Origin of the sequence: Psychrobacillus sp. BL-248-WT-3 (assembly GCF_012843435.1) — a bacterium.
In the GTDB taxonomy this organism is placed as follows: Bacteria; Bacillota; Bacilli; order Bacillales_A; family Planococcaceae; genus Psychrobacillus.
The window spans coordinates 1-19927 of the sequence record NZ_JABAFC010000001.1; the positions used below are offsets into that span (position 1 = coordinate 1).

The window sequence follows — 19927 nt, forward strand, 5'->3', positions numbered from 1 at the left end:
TCATGTCTAGCTCCATCGCCTTGCCCCTCGGGGTCAAATGGATAAAAGCTGCGGTGGCTGAGGAGCTGCCTCCTCGCATTTCCCCATTTGCCTGTCGGGGCAGAGATAGGCGTTTGCGCTTTTCTTCATGTCTAGCTCCATCGCCTTGCCCCTCGGGGTCAAATGGATAAAAGCTGCGGTGGCTGAGGAGCTGCCTCCTCGCTTTTCCCCATTTGCCTGTCGGGGCAGACATAGTCGTTTGCGCTTTTCTTAATGAATATTAACCCTCAAACACATAGCCTTTTTCTCGTATTGCTGTGATTCCTCGTTGTAATATCTGTTCATTTGGAGCAGATAACAAATGAATATGAAGGCCGGCAGTTAGCTCTAATAAAAAAGACGCCTCTGTTTCTTGGACTTTTTTTAAAAAGTTTTCCACATCATGACGATTAGAAACCATGATAGAGGAGGTGATTTCTCCATAAACCGGATGCTCTACAGTTACACTTTCCACTGTGACACCTGCATCCACTAATGTCAGTAACTCGTCTTTTGTATCTTCTGACTTATGATTACAGGCAATTTTTCTTTTTACAAAATTACTTTCCTCTTGATTGGGAAGTAAGATGTAACCTTGACTGGTAGACAAAATAGGATGGTTAATAGCTTTTAGTAACGTGATGTCACTGACGATAACCTGCCTACTTACATTAGTTAGCTTCGCAAGATCAGCTCCAGTGATTGGGGAGTCCTGTTCCTTTAAATAAGTCAAAATCCATTCTCTTCGCGCTGCCCCTTTTAATTTTTTCAATGTAAATCCCTCCAATCTTGCATAACGGTATAGTTACTATTCATAAGTTTATCATGAAGGGAAGTAACATTGTTTTAAAATCTGTGACCAATTTTTGATGTTACACATATTTTAATGTGAAGGAAGGAGGAAGACTTTGCAAATTCATATTGTCAAAAAGGGTGACACCCTTTGGAAAATCTCCAGAGAGTATGGAGTTTCTTTTGATGATTTAAAAAAGATTAACGCTCATTTAGCAAATCCAGAATATATAGTACCTGGCATGAAAATCTTCATCCCAGAAACTAAAAAGGCAGAGACTATGGTACATCCGTACGGAGATAATCGTCCCAACAAAAAAGGGATGATGGGGGATGGAACGGCACAGCCATACGATGGAAATCTTAAAAATATGCAAAAAGCTCAGCCAGCTCAAGTAGCACCGGCACCTAAAGCACAACCAGCACCACAAGTACCACCTATACAAAAAGCGGAACCAATCGAGACGATGCCAATTATGCCACCAATTCAACCTCAGGCGGAACCAAAAGCGATTCCAATACCGATCCCAATTCCCGAATCCAAACCCACACCAGCTCCGGCACCTAAACCAGTACCAAAACCTGCGCCGAAACCAGCACCTGCACCTAAGCCAATAGCTCAACCTAAACCCACACCAGCTCCAGCACCAAAACCAGTTCAACCAATTCAACAACAGCCAGTACAACCAATTCAAGTACATCCGATGCCATTACCGATGCCAATGCCTATACCAATTCCATGTCCACCGATGCATCAACCGGTATACACAATGCCATGTCCACCAATGCCTTGCCCACCGATGCCATGTCCGCCAGACTATCCGGTACACTATTTGCCACATATGCAGCCAATGGCTGTCCAACCAACGACAACCGCTCCAATGGACATGATGACTAAACCAGAATTTGAAATGCCATCACCAAATAGCTGGATGCTAATTGAGTCGACGAGTATGACAACAGAGGGACAGGTAGAATTTAGTGCTGCACCTAGTCATCCACGTATGCATGTAGAAGAAAAAGTTCATGAGCAGGTGATGCAAATGTTTGTTGAGGATCCATCATCTGCAATGGAAATGGCTTATGATTATATGCAGCATACTCAGCAGCCACAAGCTCACCAAACCTATGCTCAACCAGAATTTCAACAATATCCTGCATATAATCAGGTACAATGTTCATCCTGTGGAGGCTCTAACCATGCACAGCCAGAAATGTATGCCCATCACCAATATCTAGGTGGCTATCCTTACCCTCCACAACATTTTTATCAACCAAATTTTCATTGCCCACCATATCCTCATAGACACTTTTAAATGTGGATACTTATATAAAGCAAATCAAAAAGAATGTGTGGAAGTGGAAAAAGGAAGACGGTATTTTTTCAGTTAAGAAATATGCTTCCCAGGAACAGGCTGCAAAGATAGGCTATATTCATGATGAACTGTCTGCACTAAAAAAACCATTTGTCCTACCAATTATCCCGACTACCCAAAAAGGGTATATTATTCAGCCGTGGTTCGAAAATAGTCGTGCAGTAAGCTACAAAGATAAAAAAGATCGATTAGCGACGTACACGTTACTGAAAAGAATGCATGGAACGAGAAGGAAAATAGAATGGGAAAAGAGCCCGTTTCTTTATCCGTTTAACCTTATCTCTAAATGGCAAGCTAGGTACTTCAAGGTTTCAGAGATTGTGCCATTTATAGAATCGTATATTGGCTATAACCAGACTAAATTGCTTTTACATTATGGGGAGATTGCTCTTAGTGAAATTCGACCATTTAGTTTGAAGAATTTAACCCTTTTACACGGTGATGTCGTTCATCATAATTTTCTAGTAAGAGATGATACGTATAAGATGATTGATTTTGATTTAGCAGTGCTAGGTCCAAAGGAAATGGAGTTTATCCTATGGATTCATCGAGTACTACCTGAAATGGACTACAATATTGAGTTATTTTTAAATGAGTTTCCCGAATTAGAAAAAATAATGTCCAAATACAAAGAAGCAATCATGTATCCGAATGAATTGTATAGAGAATGGTTATATGCATTTGCCTTACCGGAAGAACGTAAACAGAAGTTTATAAATCAGCTTATTCCGTATACGAACAAAGCTTTAACAAATTGGCCTATTTTATGCTATAATTTAAGTCAGCTATAATAGTTTACATGTAGTGGTCGCTCAAAGAACATGGGCGGCCCTCTTTGTTTGATATGTTATAATGATTAGAAGGATTGGTGGGAAATAAAGATGTATGATTACATAAAAGGGCAAGTCACTCGAGTGACACCTGAATACGTTGTGTTAGAGCAACAGGGAATTGGCTATCAATTGTTTACGCCTAATCCGTTCGCCTTTCAAAGAAGTGAGGAAGAAACGCAAGTCTTTACCTATCTACATGTAAGAGAGGATGCCCAACAATTAATGGGCTTTCCTAACCTGGCACAAAGAGAGCTATTTCGAAAATTGATCCTGGTATCTGGTATTGGTCCTAAAGGTGCATTAGCCATACTAGCAAGTGGTGAGCCGACACATGTGATACAAGCGATTGAAAGAGAAGATGAATCGTTCTTGGTCAAGTTTCCCGGAGTAGGTAAAAAAACTGCAAGACAAATGATTCTAGATTTAAAAGGTAAATTAAATGACCTAATAGATATCGAACAGCTAGAATTTGAGGACGATGAGCCAAGCCTATTCACTGAGCATGATACCGTTCATGAAATGGAAGAGGCTATGTTAGCTTTAAACGCTCTAGGATATTCAGAAAAAGAATTATCCAAAATCCGTCCTAAGCTTAAGTCAAACAATGAATTGACTACAACTGACGAATTCATGAAAAAATCATTGCAGCTACTATTCTCTGGTAAGTAAGAAAGGAGGAGTTTTGTTTGTCAGAACGTGTTATTTCCAGTGAAATTTCTTCCTATGATGAACCTTTTGAGCAATCCCTCCGTCCTCAGTTATTAACTCAGTATATTGGGCAAGATAAAATAAAGCACAATTTGGCTATTTTTATTGAAGCTGCAAAAATGAGAAATGAGAGCTTGGATCATTGCTTACTTTATGGTCCACCGGGTCTTGGTAAAACCACACTAGCTGCTGTCATAGCTAACGAAATGAATGTTCAAATGAGGATGACAAGTGGTCCCGCAATCGAACGTCCAGGTGATTTGGCAGCAATCGTTAGCTCTTTGGAGCCTGGCGATGTATTGTTCATTGATGAAATTCATCGTTTAAACCGCTCGATTGAAGAGGTTCTTTATCCAGCTATGGAAGATTTCTGCTTAGATATTGTAGTAGGAAAAGGTCCTTCGGCTAGAAGTGTACGTTTGGATCTCCCTCCCTTTACGTTAGTTGGAGCAACAACAAGAGCAGGCGCACTATCTGCTCCTTTACGGGATCGCTTTGGAGTGCTGCTTCGTTTGGATTACTATGATGAAGAAGCCCTTACGTCAATTGTATTAAGAAGTGCAGAGCTATTTAATGCAGCAATAGATCATGAATCAGCTGGTGAAATTGCCCGTCGCTCTAGAGGCACCCCCCGTATTGCCAACCGTTTGTTAAAAAGGGTTAGGGATTATGCTCAAGTGAGAGGTAATGGTAACATTAATATAACTATTGCTAAAGAAGCGTTGGAACTATTACAGGTTGATCCTAGAGGCTTGGATCATATCGACCATAAACTTATTAATGCTATGATTGAGCGTTTTAGAGGTGGCCCTGTAGGGTTAGATACGATTGCAGCAAGTATTGGAGAAGAGTCTACTACTATTGAGGATGTGTACGAGCCTTATTTAATGCAAATAGGCTTTATACAACGATCTCCTCGTGGAAGAATTGTCACCCCGCTTGCTTATGAACATTTAGGAAAACCATTGCCAATCGATGGAAACAATTAATAAAAGGATGTCCTTATAAATGAGAGTAGAAGATTTTGATTTTGATTTACCAGAAGAGTTAATCGCACAAGTACCGTTAGCTGATCGGACAAGCAGTAAGCTGTTAATCACCGATTATGCGAACCAAAAGCTAACGCATACCAACTTTTCTAAAATAATTGATGAATTACATGAAGGGGATTGCCTTGTACTAAACGATACTAAGGTAATGCCTGCCCGACTAATGGGAATTAAAGAAGATACTGGTGCTAATATTGAGGTGCTATTGTTAACTCAATTGGAAGGGGACGAATGGGAAACCCTTGTCAAACCAGCTAAACGAGTGAAAATAGGCACAAAAATAGTGTTTGGTGAAGGATTATTGACAGCAGTGTGTACCGGATTAAAAGATCACGGAGGAAGAATATTCCGTTTTGAATATACTGGAGTATTCTTTGAAGTATTGGACAAGCTTGGCGAGATGCCTTTACCACCTTATATTCATGAAAAATTGGAAGATAAGGATCGTTACCAAACGGTTTATGCAAAAGAACAAGGTTCAGCTGCTGCTCCAACTGCAGGCTTGCATTTCACAACCGAGCTACTTGAGGAGATAAAAGCGAAAGGTATTAAAATCGCATTTGTAACACTTCATGTAGGTTTGGGAACATTCAGACCAGTAAGCGTTGATTCCATAGATGACCATGAGATGCATTCGGAATTCTACCGTGTTACACAGGAAACTGCTGAACTGATTAATGGTGTGAAGGAAGCTGGCGGTAAAGTAGTAGCAGTTGGAACCACTTCCACAAGAACATTGGAAACTGTCGCTACAAAATTTGATGGTACATTAAAAGAAGATAGTGGATGGACATCTATTTTCATTTATCCAGGATACGAATTTAAATGTATCGATGGAATGATCACTAACTTCCATTTACCGAAGTCCACACTTGTTATGCTAGTAAGTGCTTTAACATCAAAGGAATTTATATTGTCCGCATACCAAGAAGCAATCGAGCAGCGTTATCGCTTCTTTAGCTTTGGTGATGCGATGTTTATAAAAGGAAGGAACTATTAAATGACTGCAATTACGTATGAATTAATAAAAAAAGATAAACAAACAGGTGCTCGTCTAGGTATAGTACATACACCTCATGGGTCATTCGAGACACCAACCTTTATGCCGGTTGGAACACAAGCAACTGTTAAAACAATGGCTCCAGAAGAAATCAAAGAGATGGACGCAGGAATAATTTTAAGTAATACCTACCATCTGTGGCTTCGTCCTGGACATGATATTATTCGTGAGGCTGGCGGATTACACAAATTTATGAATTGGGATCGAGCAATCTTAACAGATTCAGGCGGCTTCCAAGTATTTAGTTTAAGCGATATGCGTAAGATAGAAGAAGAAGGTGTGCATTTCCGCAATCACTTGAATGGGGACAAGCTATTTTTAAGTCCAGAAAAGTCGATGGAGATACAAAATGCACTAGGCTCTGATATTATGATGGCCTTTGATGAATGTCCTCCTTATCCAGCTACTTTCGAATACATGAAAGCATCTGTTGAGCGTACGTCTCGTTGGGCAGAACGATGCTTAACTGCTCATACAAACACGGATAAACAGGGCTTATTCGGTATCATTCAAGGTGGAGAATATGAAGAGCTTCGTCGCCAGTCAGCGAAGGATTTAATTTCATTAGATTTCCCTGGTTATGCTATTGGTGGTTTATCTGTAGGTGAACCAAAAGACGTTATGAATCGAGTATTAGATTTCACAACTCCTTTAATGCCTGATAACAAGCCTCGATACTTAATGGGAGTAGGCTCACCAGACTCACTAATCGATGGTTCTATTCGTGGCGTGGATATGTTTGATTGCGTATTGCCTACACGAATTGCTCGAAATGGTACATTCTTTACGCACCAAGGAAGATTAGTAATTAAAGGCGCTAAATTTGCTAGAGATTTTGGTCCTATCGATGAAAAATGTGATTGCTATACATGCAAAAATTATTCAAGAGCTTATATTCGCCACCTTTTCAAGGCAGATGAGACCTTTGGATTGCGTTTAGCATCTTATCACAATCTCCATTTCTTGATGAAATTAATGGAGAATGTACGCCAGGCAATTAGAGAAGATCGTCTATTAGATTTTAAAGAAGAGTTTTTTGAAGAGTATGGGTACAACAAACCAAATGCAAAAAACTTCTGATTCTTGTATACTGTATAAAGAGGAAAAGGAGGGGAAATATTAATGGATTTAGTAGGTTTATTGCCAATTATTGCTATGTTCGTCGTTATGTGGTTTTTTATCATTCGACCAGCGCAAAAGAGACAGAAAAGCACTGCCGAAATGCAAAGTAATCTAAAGCGTGGAGATCATATTATTACAGTAGGTGGATTACACGGTAAGGTAGATGCAGTGGATGATCAAACAATTTATGTAGTCGTAGCGGATGGTACTCGTTTACAATTTGAACGTGTTGCTGTTGGACGAGTTGTTACAGATTCTACAATTTAAGTAAAAGAACTTACTCTCTAATGAGTAAGTTCTTTTTTTGTGGGCAATATAAAATTGAGGTGAATTCATATGAATGATACTCTCATAATTATTTTGCGTACAATAGCATTGTATTGGATTATATTAGCTATTTTAAGAATTATGGGAAAAAGAGAAGTCGGCGAGCTAAGTATTTTTGACTTAGTTGTCTTTTTGTTGATTGCAGAAGTAGGATCCGTTGCAATTGATGACCCAGAAAGTAATCTTTGGCACGCTTTTTTACCAATGGGAATCTTGCTGATTATTCAACTGATTGCCTCGTATACCTCCTTAAAGAGTAAAAAATTTAGAGATATGATGGAGGGCCATCCATCCATTATTATAAAAGATGGCGTGATAGTGGAGAAAGAGATGAGGAAGCAAAGATATAATCTAGATGATTTGCTACAGCAGCTGAGAGAACAGCAGATTGGTTCTGTTCGTTCAGTTTCCTATGCCTTTTTGGAGCCATCAGGAAACTTATCCGTTTTCAAAAAGAAAGAGGAGCAGTTTATATTTCCTTTAATTATTGATGGAGATATACAAATGGATCATCTTATTCGAATTGGAAAAAGTAAAGAATGGTTATTGGACGAACTGAATAAGAAAATGCTTTATGATTATAAAAAAGTATTCTATTGTTCCTATGAGGAAGAAGAATTATATATACAACTCAAAACTTCTTTTTAATAAAAGAGCCCAAAACCACCCTTTTGAAGGGGGATCTTGGACTCTTACTTTTTTAACTAATGGACTTAAAATCTATTTTTAGAGCTTTTAGCTATTTTGAAAATCACACTTAGCTCTTTTCGTCGGATTTGTCCAAATAGTAATAGGCCGATTGTTAAATAAGCTAGAGTGAGTAAGCAATCTATTATCAATGATTGGCTACCTATGGACACTAACATTGGTCGAGTAATAATAGTCACTAGAAATACGACATAAGGTAACGCGAAAAAAGAGAACCCAATTTGAGCTTCTTTCTTTTGTTTAAGTGAAGCGATATGTAGAAATGAAGTGATCAGTACACCAAATCCTATCGCAACAATTGCACCTTTCTCCTGGATGCCAGCCTGAGATGCTAAGAAAAATAGTAATAGTAACTTTCCTACCCCGCCATAAAGCGAGTTGAGAAATGCGCTATTAGAGCTGTTGAGAGCCTGCAAGATAGAGAACAAAGGGCTTTGAATATAGTAAAAGAAAAAAATTGGAGATAGAATTTTCATATAGACTTCTGCGTTTTCAACATGAAATAGTTCATAGACTAGCTCACCACCATGTAAATAGAACAAGGTAGCTGCATAACAGCCCGTTAGAGTAGAAAACTTTAAAGATAAATGGATTCTCTCTTTAAGCAAACTATAGTTCTTTCTTGCATAAGCGTCACTTACAGCAGGTATAAGGACGATAGAGAGTGCAAAGGGTATAAAGGATGGGAACAGTAATAGCGGTACTAAAACGCCTGAAATTACTCCATAGAGCGTTGTAGCAGCAACAGCGCTTATACCTGTAATAGCTAAAGCCTTGATAAAAATGATAGGCTCCAAAAACCATGTGAATGAACCAAAAAGCTTACTACCAGATGAAGGCAGGGCTATAGCGAATAATGGCGGCAGTGGATACGCCTTTTTTGACTTTGTATATGTTTGTTGTTTTTTCCACTTTTCATATCTCCATTTGAGATAAAGTAATGATGCTGCCTCTGCAACCAAAGCTAAGAACATAGCGTATGCAGCAGCTTCCTGTGGAGATGAAGATGTTAAAAATAAAGGCAAGGCAAAGGTGATTAATAAGATACGAACTATTTGTTCAATTAGCTGGGCTATTGCTGTTTCTTCTAATTTAGCAATTCCTTGTAAGAAGCCTCTTAAGATTCCCCCTGCTGCTGCGATTGGTACAATAGCAATAGACACGTAGAGAGTCATCGTTATTGCATCGTTTTTCAATAGATTACTAGAAATAAGTGGAGTGACAAAAATAAAGATCGGTGTAAAAATAATCATAGATACTACGGTTACAATTACGGAAGTTCGCATAACTGTGAAATAATCAGATATAGCGTTTCTCGTTCGAAGCTCAGCTATAATTTTAGTTATAGCAATCGGTATGCCCAATTGGATAAGGGATAAGAAGAAGATAAAGGCTGGATACGCCGTGCTGTAAATACCAACTGCCTCTTCTCCAGTCAACCGAACGAACTGCATGCGGTAAATAAAGCCTAAGAACTTGGACAAAAAAATGGCAAACATTAATACAATGGACCCTCTTAAATACGTCGACAAATTAAACACTTCCTTCTCAAATGCAGGAACTTCGTTTACAATAATAATATGCAAGCCACTTACCACATTATTCTATAAAGAGGTGCAGTATTTTGGAAAACTCATACAATCATATCTTTCTACACGTGCTACCAGCTTTAGAGAGCAAAAAGAGTGAATTTAAAGTTTATCAGTACGAAACAGTAACAGAACAAGATATTTGGAAGTATTGTGTGGAAAAGAAATGGAGGAAGCTAGATGTTCTTTCCTTATCTCTTCATCAGATTGTCAATGACGTTCTTTCTATTACACCAGCAGAGTATATGACCTACGAGCAAATTCAAAACTCTCGAACATCCAATTGGTTTGCAGACATTAACCAAGAGGAATTACAAGTCTTATTAAATCCTCAAAATGAGAAAAAATAAGCAAACAGTCATTTGACAGTAAGGGGCATCGTGTTTCATAATAAATGTGTTGCATTTTTTTGGAATTGAAATAGATGGAATATTCTATTTCATAATTGTTTTAGCAATAGTCTTTCTGACGAAGGAAGTCTGTGGTTATTCTTAGGAGGAAGTACATATGAAAACAAGAGGACGCATAGTTGCGTTTTTACTGCTTCTTGTAATTTTTGCAGGGACAATAAGCCCAACAGTTGGCGGAGTTTTAAATAATATTAAATTAGGGCTAGATTTACAAGGTGGCTTTGAAGTCCTGTATCAAGTTGAAGAACTACAGGATGGACAAGAAATTACAGATGAAATAGTAGCAGATACGGCGTCAGCATTAACTAGCCGTATTGATGTACTTGGTGTAAGTGAGCCAAGTATTCAGATTGAGAACGACCATAGAATAAGGGTTCAGCTCGCAGGAGTTGAAGACCAAGAGTCAGCTAGGGAACTACTTTCTACACAAGCTAATCTAACGTTCAGGGACTCAGAAGATAATATAATGCTAGATGGTATGGACCTTAAAGAGGGAGGCGCTAATCCTGCGTTTAACCAACAAGGACAGCCAATTGTTACATTAGAGCTAAAAGATGCAAATAAGTTTGCAGAGATAACGGAGCAAATAGCAGCTAGACCTGCACCAGACAATGTGTTAGTCATCTGGTTAGATTTTGAAGAAGGCGTAGATTCCTATGCTGCCGAGGTATTAAAGGAAGAACACAAATTCATTTCTGATCCGCGAGTATCTCAGCGAATTAGCTCTGAAAGCGTGGAAATATCGGGTGCCTTTTCAGTAGAGGAAACAAAAGATCTTTCAGGTATATTAAACGCTGGGGCTTTACCAGTTAAACTTACAGAAATTTTCTCGACGTCAGTTGGAGCACAATTTGGTGAGCAAGCATTAGACAGCACGATTCTTGCAAGTATTATCGGTGTTGCAGCTATCTTCCTATTTATGATTTTCTATTACCGCTTACCGGGCGCTATAGCAGTCATTTCGTTAGTCGTGTATATCTTCTTAATCTTAGTAATATTCGATTGGATTAATGGAGTTCTAACTCTTCCAGGTATTGCAGCCATTGTTCTCGGAGTAGGTATGGCAGTGGATGCCAACATCTTAACCTATGAACGAATAAGAGAAGAGCTAAGAGTTGGTAATTCGGTAAAAAAATCATTTGAAGCTGGAGCGAAATCTTCCTTCTCGGCGATTTTTGATGCGAATGTCACCACCCTTTTAGCGGCAGTTGTATTATTCTATTTTGGTACAAGCTCTGTTAAAGGGTTCGCTACGCTTTTAATTATTAGTATTCTAGTTGTATTTATAACAGCAGTTTTTGCTTCTCGTATTCTTTTAGGATTGCTAGTTCATAGCGGTTACTTAGACAATAAGCCAGGCTGGTTTGGAATTTCGAAAAAACGTATACACCCTCCAGAAGAGGAAATTGATACGTTAGATTTAACTACAAAATTTGATCGAGTAGATTTTGTTCACAATAGAAAAATTTATTATACAGCGTCTATTATATTGACAGTAGCTGGAATTGTCATCTTGAGTGTATTTAAGCTAAATCTAGGAATTGATTTCTCCTCTGGTACACGTGTCCAAATAGACTCCACAACACCGTTGACTCAAAGTATCGTTACCGAGAAGTTGGATACTATTGGATTGTCTTCTGAAGATATCGTCATTTCAGGTGACAATAGCGAAGGAGCAGTAGTCCGTTATAAAGATGAATTTACTCAAGAAGAGATTAAAAATTTAAAAGCAGATATTAAGGAACAATTTGGAGCAGAGCCACAAGTAAGTACAGTTTCACCTACGGTAGGAAAGGAACTTGCTGCCAACGCAATGAAGGCGATGCTATTTGCAGCAATTGGGATTATAATTTACGTTGCTTTCCGGTTTGAGTGGCGTATGGGTGTAGCTGCCATTGCATCCTTAATCCATGATGTCTTCCTAATGGTAGCCATTTTTAGTATTTTACGTTTAGAAGTAGATATTACCTTTATCGCAGCTATATTAACGATAGTAGGTTATTCGATAAATGATACAATTGTAACGTTTGATAGAATTAGGGAAAATCTCCATCGTAGTAAAACTATTACTACCGAAGAAGAACTTGCTTCTATAGTTAACAAGTCACTTCGACAAACTTTAGGGCGTTCAGTTAATACTGTATTGACTGTGGTACTTGTAGTAGTAGCATTATTATTGTTTGGTGCAGAAGGTATACGAAACTTCTCTATTGCACTGTTAATTGGATTATTAGCAGGAACATATTCATCTCTATTTATCGCAACTCAAATCTGGTTTGATCTGAAAGCTAGAGAGCTACGTAAAACAGGCGGTATTAAAGTAGATAAAGAAGAGAAAAAATGGGGTTCAGATGAGCCAGTAGTATAATGAAACAAAATAAGGGGACGGGGTATTTTATACTCCGCCTCTTTTTTCTTTGCAGTAATATATACAACCTTTCTTGTTTTATACGTTATAATAACTAATAAGGAAGTGAAGAAAAATGATACAATCACAAAAAAGATGGAGAATATCTAGGCCCAATGACGAATTAGTTAATACGTTCGAAAAAGAGCTAACCATACCTCGCGTTTGTGCGAAAGTATTAGTCTCTAGGGGTTTTAATAGTGTAGAGGATGCTAAAAACTTTTTATATATAACGGAAGAACATATACATGACCCATTTCTCTTTGAAGGAATGGAGAAATTAGTAGAAAGAGTACATCAAGCAATAGATGTTGATGAAAAAATCATGATTTACGGCGATTACGATGCAGACGGAATAACAAGTACTACTGTCATGATGAAAACATTGGAGGCCCTTGGTGCCGATGTTATTTTTAAGATTCCTAACAGATTTATAGACGGCTATGGACCAAGTGAGCGTTTATTCCAACAAGCTTTTGATGAAGGTGTCAAACTTATCATTACAGTCGACAATGGGATATCAGGGATTCAACAGATTCAGTTTGCAAAAGACTTAGGGATGGATGTCATTGTTACGGATCACCATGAACCAGGAGATGTGCTTCCAGCAGCAGATGTTATCATACACCCTGGTTTAAAAGATACAAGATATCCTTTTTCTCATTTAGCAGGCGTAGGAGTAGCTTTTAAAGTTGCTCATGCATTACTTGGTGAAATACCTAAAGACTTGTTTTATTTAGTGGCTATTGGTACAATTGCTGACCTTGTATCGGTTAAGGGAGAAAATCGATACTTCGTCCAAGAAGGTATTAAGCAAATGAGAAAAACTACCAACATAGCGATAGAAGCATTAGCAAATGTCAGTGGTGTAGAAATAAACACGATCAATGAAGAAACGATAGGTTTTATGTTCGGACCTCGTATTAATGCTGTAGGTCGACTTGGTGAAGCAGCACCTGGCGTTGAGTTATTCATAACGGAAGATTCGAATCGAGCACTTGCGCTTGCCAACATGCTAAATGATAAAAATAAGGAAAGACAAGCTATCGTGAAGCAAATCACAGATGAAGCGGTGGAAATTCTAGAGCAAAACCATACTATCGAGGGTCCTAGTGTCATCGTAGTTGGTAAGGAAGGGTGGAACCCTGGTGTTTTAGGAATTGTGGCTTCGAAATTAGTAGAGAAATATTATCGTCCAACAATTGTTCTTGGATTTGATCCGGACAAGCAAATTGCTAAAGGCTCTGCGCGCAGTATAGAAGGCTTCCATATGTACAATGAACTAGCTAAGAATAGTGATATTGTTTCTCATTTTGGTGGTCACCCGATGGCGGCAGGTATGACGTTTCCGCTTGAACATGTAGATGAGTTTAGAGAAAGGCTCAATGAGCAGGCAAGAGAATGCTTAACAGAGGAACAGTTAATACCTGTAGTATCGATAGACGTACCATTAGAAATGGATGAAATTTCTACCGAGTCTATACAGTCCATTCAACGTCTATCTCCATTTGGAATGGGTTTTGCTAAGCCAGTGTATTGTATCGAGAATATACAAGTAAACTCAGTTAAAAAAATTGGATCTGCTCAAAATCATGTTAAAATGGAGCTCATGCAGGGAGCAATCTTGTTAGATGCGGTAGGTTTTGGAAAAGGAGAGCTAGCTGATGAGATAGCACCAGCTACAAAGTTATCTTTTATAGGGGACTTGCAAATTAACGAGTGGAATGGTCGAAAGAAACCCCAGCTTATGATTCAGGATGCTAGAACAAATGAGTGGCAGTTGTTTGATATACGTGGTGTGAGACAAGTGAATAGATGGTTACCAACCATTCCCGTTTCTCAGACTGTTTTTATGTGTTTTAACAAGGAATCTATTTCTCATTTTGAATCAGTTGTTTCTGAAAATATATGGTCATGGGATAGCTTGATAAAAGAAAAAGTCAAAGCAAACTGTTTATGTCTCTTAGATTTGCCTGAAGATGAAGAGCAATTAATGAACTTATTACAATACCACGATTGGAAAAGAATCTATGCTCACTTTTTTGCATCGGAGTCGACTTACTTTGAGGGCTTACCTACGCGAGAACAGTTTAAATGGTACTTTTCTTTCCTTTCAAAAAGAAAAACGTTTGCTCTCAAACAGCATATACAACAGCTATCCAAGCACACTGGCTGGAGCCAAAATACAATTAATTTTATGTCAAAGGTGTTTTTTGAGCTAGATTTTGTTAGAATAGAGGGTGGCACATTGGTGTTGAATGAAAATCTACCTAAAAGAGATTTATCGGAAGCACCAATCTATCAACAGCGTACAAAGCAAATTGATTTAGAGCAGAAGCTATTGTACGCACCATATAAAGAGCTGAAACAATGGTTTGAAGAGCGAAAAGCAGTACAAACCGTTCCTGAGGAGGAGCAAAAATGGATTTAAAGAAATATGTTACAATAGTAGAGGACTGGCCTAAACCAGGTATTCGTTTCAAGGATATTACAACAATTATGGATAATGGAGAAGCATATAAATATGCTACTGACCAAATTGTGGAATATGCCAAAGAAGTGGGTGTAGATATAATCGTTGGACCAGAAGCACGTGGATTTATCATTGGATGTCCAGTTGCTTATGCTTTAGGCATAGGTTTCGCACCAGTTCGTAAGGAAGGCAAGCTTCCTCGGGAAGTGATCCGTGCAGAGTACGGATTAGAATACGGGAAAGATGTTTTGACAATGCATAAAGATGCTGTTAAACCAGGGCAACGTGTACTAATTGTAGATGACTTGTTAGCTACAGGTGGTACAATAGAGGCTACTATCAAATTAGTAGAGGAACTTGGTGGTGTAGTAGTAGGTTGTGCATTCTTAATCGAATTGACTTATTTAGATGGACGTGACAAGCTTAAGGACTATAACATCCGTACGTTAATGCAATACTAATATTCTTCTTTCTTTATGGACACAAATTGTGCATAATAAGAAAGTAATTGACTATACAAGATAAGGGTGGACTTTACAAGTCCCTCTTTTTTTTTATAAAATATAGCTTATATACTATTTTTGAAAAATAACGAAATCAGGTGAGTTAACATGGCAAAAGATCAGGTGAAGACAGCAGAAGATGTTTTTGAAACAGTTTCCACTTATATGAATAAAGAACATGTTGACTTCGTTAAGAAAGCATACGAATTGGCAGAGCATGCTCATAGAGAACAATTCCGTAATTCGGGGGAGCCATATATTCTACATCCCATACAAGTAGCAGGAATTCTTGCTGATCTTCAAATGGATCCCGAGACTGTTGCCGCTGGTTTTCTACATGATGTTGTAGAGGACACTGAATATACACGAGAAGATATTGTTCGTGAATTTAACGAAGAGGTTGCCCTGCTAGTAGAAGGGGTAACGAAATTAGGTAAAATTAAATATATGTCTAAAGAAGAACAGCAGGCTGAAAATCATCGGAAGATGTTTATAGCTATGGCACAGGATATCCGAATTATCTTGATTAAGCTTGCTGACCGTTTACATAATATGCGTACATTAAAGCATTTACCTGAGGAAAAACAACGACGTATATCTAACGAAACGTTAGAGATTTTTGCACCTCTTGCCCACAGACTAGGGATTTCAGCAGTGAAATGGGAGCTAGAGGATACGGCATTACGTTATTTAAATCCACAGCAATATTATCGAATTGTTAATTTTATGAAGAAGAAGCGTACAGAGCGAGAGCTTTACTTAACGGATGTTATGGATGATATAAGAAATCAGCTGGATGAAATGGAAGTAGGAGCAGATATATCTGGGAGACCGAAGCATATTTACAGTATATATCGCAAAATGGTCGTTCAAAACAAGCAGTTCAATGAAATCTATGACTTATTAGCAATGCGAATCATTGTAAATAGTATTAAGGATTGCTACGCAGTTTTAGGGGTTATTCATACACTTTGGAAGCCAATGCCTGGACGATTTAAAGACTATATCGCTATGCCTAAGCAAAATATGTACCAATCCCTCCATACTACGGTAATCGGACCTAACGGAGAGCCATTAGAGGTTCAGATTCGCACTGAGGAAATGCACAATATAGCTGAATATGGGGTTGCCGCGCATTGGGCTTACAAAGAGGGCAAAAAGGTAGAGGCAGGTAAGCAAAACGTTGATTCCAAGCTTACTTGGTTTAGAGAAATCTTAGAATTTCAGCAAGAGTCATCAAATGCTGAAGAATTTATGGAATCCCTCAAATTCGATTTATTTTCAGATATGGTGTACGTATTCACTCCAAAAGGTGATGTAATTGAGCTTCCCGCCAGCTCTGTTCCAATAGATTTTGCGTATCGAGTCCACTCTGAGGTCGGTAACAAAACGATTGGCGCTAAAGTGAACGGAAAAATGGTGCCGCTGGATACTAAGCTGCAAACAGGAGATATTATTGAAGTTCTTACGTCTAAACAATCGTTTGGACCGAGCAGGGACTGGATAAAAATTGCTCAATCATCGCAGGCTAAAAATAAAATTAAGCAATTCTTTAAAAAACAGCTTAGAGAAGAAAATGTAATAAAAGGTAAAGAAGCTGTTGAAAAAGAAATAAAAGCTCAAGAGTTTGATATAAAGGAAGTTCTTACTTCCGAGAACATTAAAAGAGTTTGCGAAAAATATGCTTTTGCCGGGGAAGAAGACTTATATGCAGCTGTCGGCTTTAGTGGAATAACTGCGCAGCAGGTAGTAAACCGTTTAGCGGAAAAAATGCGCAAAATTCGTGACCAAGAAGAAGCGCTTGAAAAGATTAATACTGAAATGCAAACGCCTACGATTAAGAAAACAACAGAATCTGGCGTTGTAGTAAAAGGTATCGATAATCTACTTATTCGTCTTTCCCGCTGCTGTAGTCCTGTACCAGGGGATGCAATTGTTGGATTTATAACGAAAGGTAGAGGGGTATCTGTTCATCGAGCGGATTGTCCAAATGTTCAAAATGATGATGCGCATTCGCGTATTATTGAGGTTGAATGGGAACAATCAGATAGTCCTTCGAAAAAGGAATATCAGGTAGATATCGAAGTGTCTGCTTTTGATCGGACAGGCTTACTAAACGAAGTACTCCAAGTAGTAAACGAATCTAAAACCAATATAGTTGCAGTTAGTGGCAAATCAGATAATGATATAGCTTCCATTCATCTGTCTATTCTAATTTCTAATATTGCACATCTACACAAAGTTGTGGATCGAATTAAACAGCTATCAGATGTCTATTCTGTTCAGCGTATTATTAACTAATGCAAACTATAAACTGAATTTAGTTAAAGGGAGTAAATTTAGATGAAAGTAGTTCTACAAAGATGCAAAAATGCAAAAGTAACAGTAGACGGTGAAATTACTGGTCAGATAGATCATGGATATATGTTATTAGTAGGAATTACAACTACAGATACGGAAAAAGAAGTCGATTATTTAGTAGAGAAAATAGCGGGACTACGGTTATTTGAGGATCAAGATGGTAAGATGAACCATTCCATTCAAGAAATGAATGGTTCCATTCTTTCTGTCTCTCAATTTACACTTTATGCAGATACAAAAAGAGGAAGACGTCCTAGTTTTATAGAAGCTGCTAGACCAGAACAAGCTAAGCCACTTTGGGAGCTTTTCAATAGCAAGTTACAGGCAAAGGAAATCCAAGTGGAAACAGGGATTTTTGGAGCCATGATGGATGTAACATTCACTAATGATGGCCCTGTGACTATCGTGCTTGAGGCTTAGTCTTACTTTATATTAAAAGTCCTGAAAGTTTTACGTACAGTAAAATTTTCAGGACTTATTTTGTTTACTTCATAAATGTTAAAAGACAATTAGCTTGTTAATCATTTCAGTTGACTATCAAAGTAGTCGATAATACCATTATATATTCCATGAGTTGCTTGTTCCCTAAATGCTCGTGTAGTTACATGCTGTTCTTCAGTTGGGTTGCTCAAATATCCTAATTCTATAAGAATAGCAGGCTGCTTATTTTCTCGAAGTACTAAATAGTTACCTGGTTGAACACCACGATTTTTTAAGGAAATCATGTCACCGAGTCCTTTATGAACGTAGTTAGCAAGCTCTTTTTGATGGCTATTCATGTAGTATGTTGTATAGCCTCGTACGGAACTATTATTAATGGCATCGTAATGGAGACTTATGAAAGCATCAGCATTCACTTGATGCGCTATAGAAACTCTTTTACGTAAGTCTACATATTCATCCGATTGTCTGGTCATCCTAACATTAGCACCTGCTGCTTGCAGTTTGGAGGAGAGCAATTCAGCTGTTTTAAGCGTTATATCTTTTTCATCGGTCCCTAAAGCACCAGTTGTCCCACGATCATTTCCACCGTGGCCGGCATCAATTACAATGGTTGCTCCTTTTAGTGTCCCTTTTTTTCTTGTTACTTTTTCTTTCTTTTGCTCTTTCTCTGTTTCTTTTGATGTTTCCGGAGTATTTGTTTCTTCTGAGGAGGATACTACCCAGTTAGCGATATACCCATTTTTTCCATTTCCTAAATCGATTTTAAACCAGTCATTAATTGTCTCAATGACTTTAAATGATTCACCAGCCGCAGCTCTTTTCACTACTTCGCTGTTAGTATTACTCTCAGCGCGGATATTTGTTCCACTATATAGCACAGTAATGGACTCTGATGAAGTGGACTTTGAACTAGATTCTACTGCATTTGTAAAACTACCATAAAAGCTATATAGCCATCCCTTTTTTCCTGTTTCAAGTTCTACTTGAACCCACTGATGGTCCGTAGCAAGCACGTTAAATTGGTCTCCTTTGTTAACTTGACCTATTTTTTTGGAAGATAAGTCAGGTTTAGCACGTACATTTAAAGCATCAACAGAAATAACAAACTTTCTTTCTTTTATGGATGTGGATGGTGCAGGAGTTTTTGTTTCAGTATGATCTACTATCGTCACATATGTATTATTTACCCATCCCTTTTGTCCATTGTAATCAATTTCAACCCATTCATCTTCTGATTGATGTGCAACATACTTTTCACCTTCATTTAATTTACCGATAACGGCGGAAGAAACTGAAGGAGCTGTACGAACGTTTAAATTATTTACTTTGGAGACAATTTGCTTATTCTCTAAACCTTCCGTCTCAATAGTTGCATACCAGCTAGCAACCCAACCAGTAGTATTTTTGTATTTAACTTTTAACCAATCATTTTCTTTTCCGACTACTGTTAGCTTATCATTTTTATGTACTGAACCAATTGTGTCATATGTTAATCCCGGACCACTACGCACCTTTAAAGACGATACACTTACTATAGCCTCTTGTTCTTGAGCTTGAACCTGAATATTAACAAAAGGTATGAAGAGCGTAAATACTAGTAATAATGTTACCAATTTGTGGACTATTTTGTTATTCATTGGATCACCTCTCTCTTTATTGTAAATAGTCTAACAAAAAATTACTACCATTTATTTAAAAAGGTTGACTTATTTCATTTACGTTATTATGATAAAGTATAATTAAAAAT

17 protein-coding genes are annotated in these 19927 nt (G+C 38.0%); 14 read left to right on the top strand and 3 right to left on the bottom strand.

Annotated features, from left to right (window positions below; all coding sequences use genetic code 11):
- Positions 1-259 precede the first annotated feature (259 nt).
- Positions 260-790: a transcription repressor NadR gene (locus tag HF876_RS00005; RefSeq protein ID WP_169357995.1), complete on the bottom strand. Its 531-nt coding sequence runs from the start codon at positions 788-790 to the stop codon at positions 260-262.
- 136 nt (positions 791-926) lie between these two features.
- On the opposite strand from HF876_RS00005, the gene HF876_RS00010 reads away from it, so the two are divergent.
- The 8 genes from HF876_RS00010 (at position 927) to HF876_RS00045 (ending at position 7933) form a co-directional block, all read left to right on the top strand.
- Complete coding sequence (locus HF876_RS00010; protein WP_169357996.1) at positions 927-2126, top strand: LysM peptidoglycan-binding domain-containing protein; 1200 nt, start codon at positions 927-929, stop codon at positions 2124-2126.
- A gap of 2 nt (positions 2127-2128) precedes the next feature.
- Complete coding sequence (locus HF876_RS00015; RefSeq protein ID WP_169357997.1) at positions 2129-2977, top strand: phosphotransferase; 849 nt, start codon at positions 2129-2131, stop codon at positions 2975-2977.
- Positions 2978-3067: 90 nt separating this feature from the next.
- On the top strand, positions 3068-3688 hold the full coding sequence (gene ruvA, locus HF876_RS00020) for a Holliday junction branch migration protein RuvA (protein WP_169357998.1): 621 nt from the start codon (positions 3068-3070) through the stop codon (positions 3686-3688).
- A 17-nt stretch (positions 3689-3705) separates the two neighbouring features.
- On the top strand, positions 3706-4716 hold the full coding sequence (gene ruvB / locus HF876_RS00025) for a Holliday junction branch migration DNA helicase RuvB (protein ID WP_169357999.1): 1011 nt from the start codon (positions 3706-3708) through the stop codon (positions 4714-4716).
- Positions 4717-4735: 19 nt separating this feature from the next.
- Entirely contained in the window at positions 4736-5776 is a 1041-nt protein-coding gene (gene queA / locus HF876_RS00030) for a tRNA preQ1(34) S-adenosylmethionine ribosyltransferase-isomerase QueA (protein ID WP_169358000.1), read from the top strand.
- Positions 5777-6916, top strand: a complete 1140-nt coding sequence (gene tgt, locus HF876_RS00035; RefSeq protein WP_169358001.1) for a tRNA guanosine(34) transglycosylase Tgt — start codon at positions 5777-5779, stop codon at positions 6914-6916.
- A 42-nt stretch (positions 6917-6958) separates the two neighbouring features.
- A complete protein-coding gene (gene yajC, locus HF876_RS00040; protein ID WP_169358002.1) occupies positions 6959-7225 on the top strand; it encodes a preprotein translocase subunit YajC in 267 nt (88 codons plus the stop codon).
- A 69-nt stretch (positions 7226-7294) separates the two neighbouring features.
- Positions 7295-7933 (top strand): DUF421 domain-containing protein, encoded by a 639-nt coding sequence (locus HF876_RS00045; RefSeq protein ID WP_169358003.1) that lies wholly within the window; start codon positions 7295-7297, stop codon positions 7931-7933.
- A 65-nt stretch (positions 7934-7998) separates the two neighbouring features.
- Here HF876_RS00045 and HF876_RS00050 read toward each other — a convergent pair whose 3' ends face one another.
- Positions 7999-9579 (bottom strand): putative polysaccharide biosynthesis protein, encoded by a 1581-nt coding sequence (locus HF876_RS00050; protein WP_240949541.1) that lies wholly within the window; start codon positions 9577-9579, stop codon positions 7999-8001.
- 38 nt (positions 9580-9617) lie between these two features.
- On the opposite strand from HF876_RS00050, the gene HF876_RS00055 reads away from it, so the two are divergent.
- From HF876_RS00055 to dtd, 6 genes are all read left to right on the top strand, one after another.
- A complete protein-coding gene (locus tag HF876_RS00055) occupies positions 9618-9932 on the top strand; it encodes a post-transcriptional regulator (protein ID WP_169358004.1) in 315 nt (104 codons plus the stop codon).
- Between the two features lie 157 nt (positions 9933-10089).
- Entirely contained in the window at positions 10090-12360 is a 2271-nt protein-coding gene (gene secDF / locus HF876_RS00060) for a protein translocase subunit SecDF (protein WP_169358005.1), read from the top strand.
- Positions 12361-12475: 115 nt separating this feature from the next.
- Positions 12476-14830: a single-stranded-DNA-specific exonuclease RecJ gene (recJ, locus tag HF876_RS00065; RefSeq protein ID WP_169358006.1), complete on the top strand. Its 2355-nt coding sequence runs from the start codon at positions 12476-12478 to the stop codon at positions 14828-14830.
- Positions 14821-15333 (top strand): adenine phosphoribosyltransferase, encoded by a 513-nt coding sequence (locus HF876_RS00070; protein ID WP_169358007.1) that lies wholly within the window; start codon positions 14821-14823, stop codon positions 15331-15333. The genes recJ and HF876_RS00070 overlap by 10 nt, the downstream gene beginning before the upstream one ends.
- 150 nt (positions 15334-15483) lie before the next feature.
- Positions 15484-17676 (top strand): RelA/SpoT family protein, encoded by a 2193-nt coding sequence (locus tag HF876_RS00075; RefSeq protein WP_169358008.1) that lies wholly within the window; start codon positions 15484-15486, stop codon positions 17674-17676.
- Between the two features lie 42 nt (positions 17677-17718).
- The gene (gene dtd, locus HF876_RS00080; protein ID WP_169358009.1) at positions 17719-18156 is read left to right on the top strand and encodes a D-aminoacyl-tRNA deacylase; all 438 of its coding nucleotides are present in this window, start codon (positions 17719-17721) and stop codon (positions 18154-18156) included.
- A 101-nt stretch (positions 18157-18257) separates the two neighbouring features.
- Here dtd and HF876_RS00085 read toward each other — a convergent pair whose 3' ends face one another.
- Positions 18258-19817: an N-acetylmuramoyl-L-alanine amidase family protein gene (locus tag HF876_RS00085; protein WP_169358010.1), complete on the bottom strand. Its 1560-nt coding sequence runs from the start codon at positions 19815-19817 to the stop codon at positions 18258-18260.
- Positions 19818-19927: the final 110 nt, after the last annotated feature.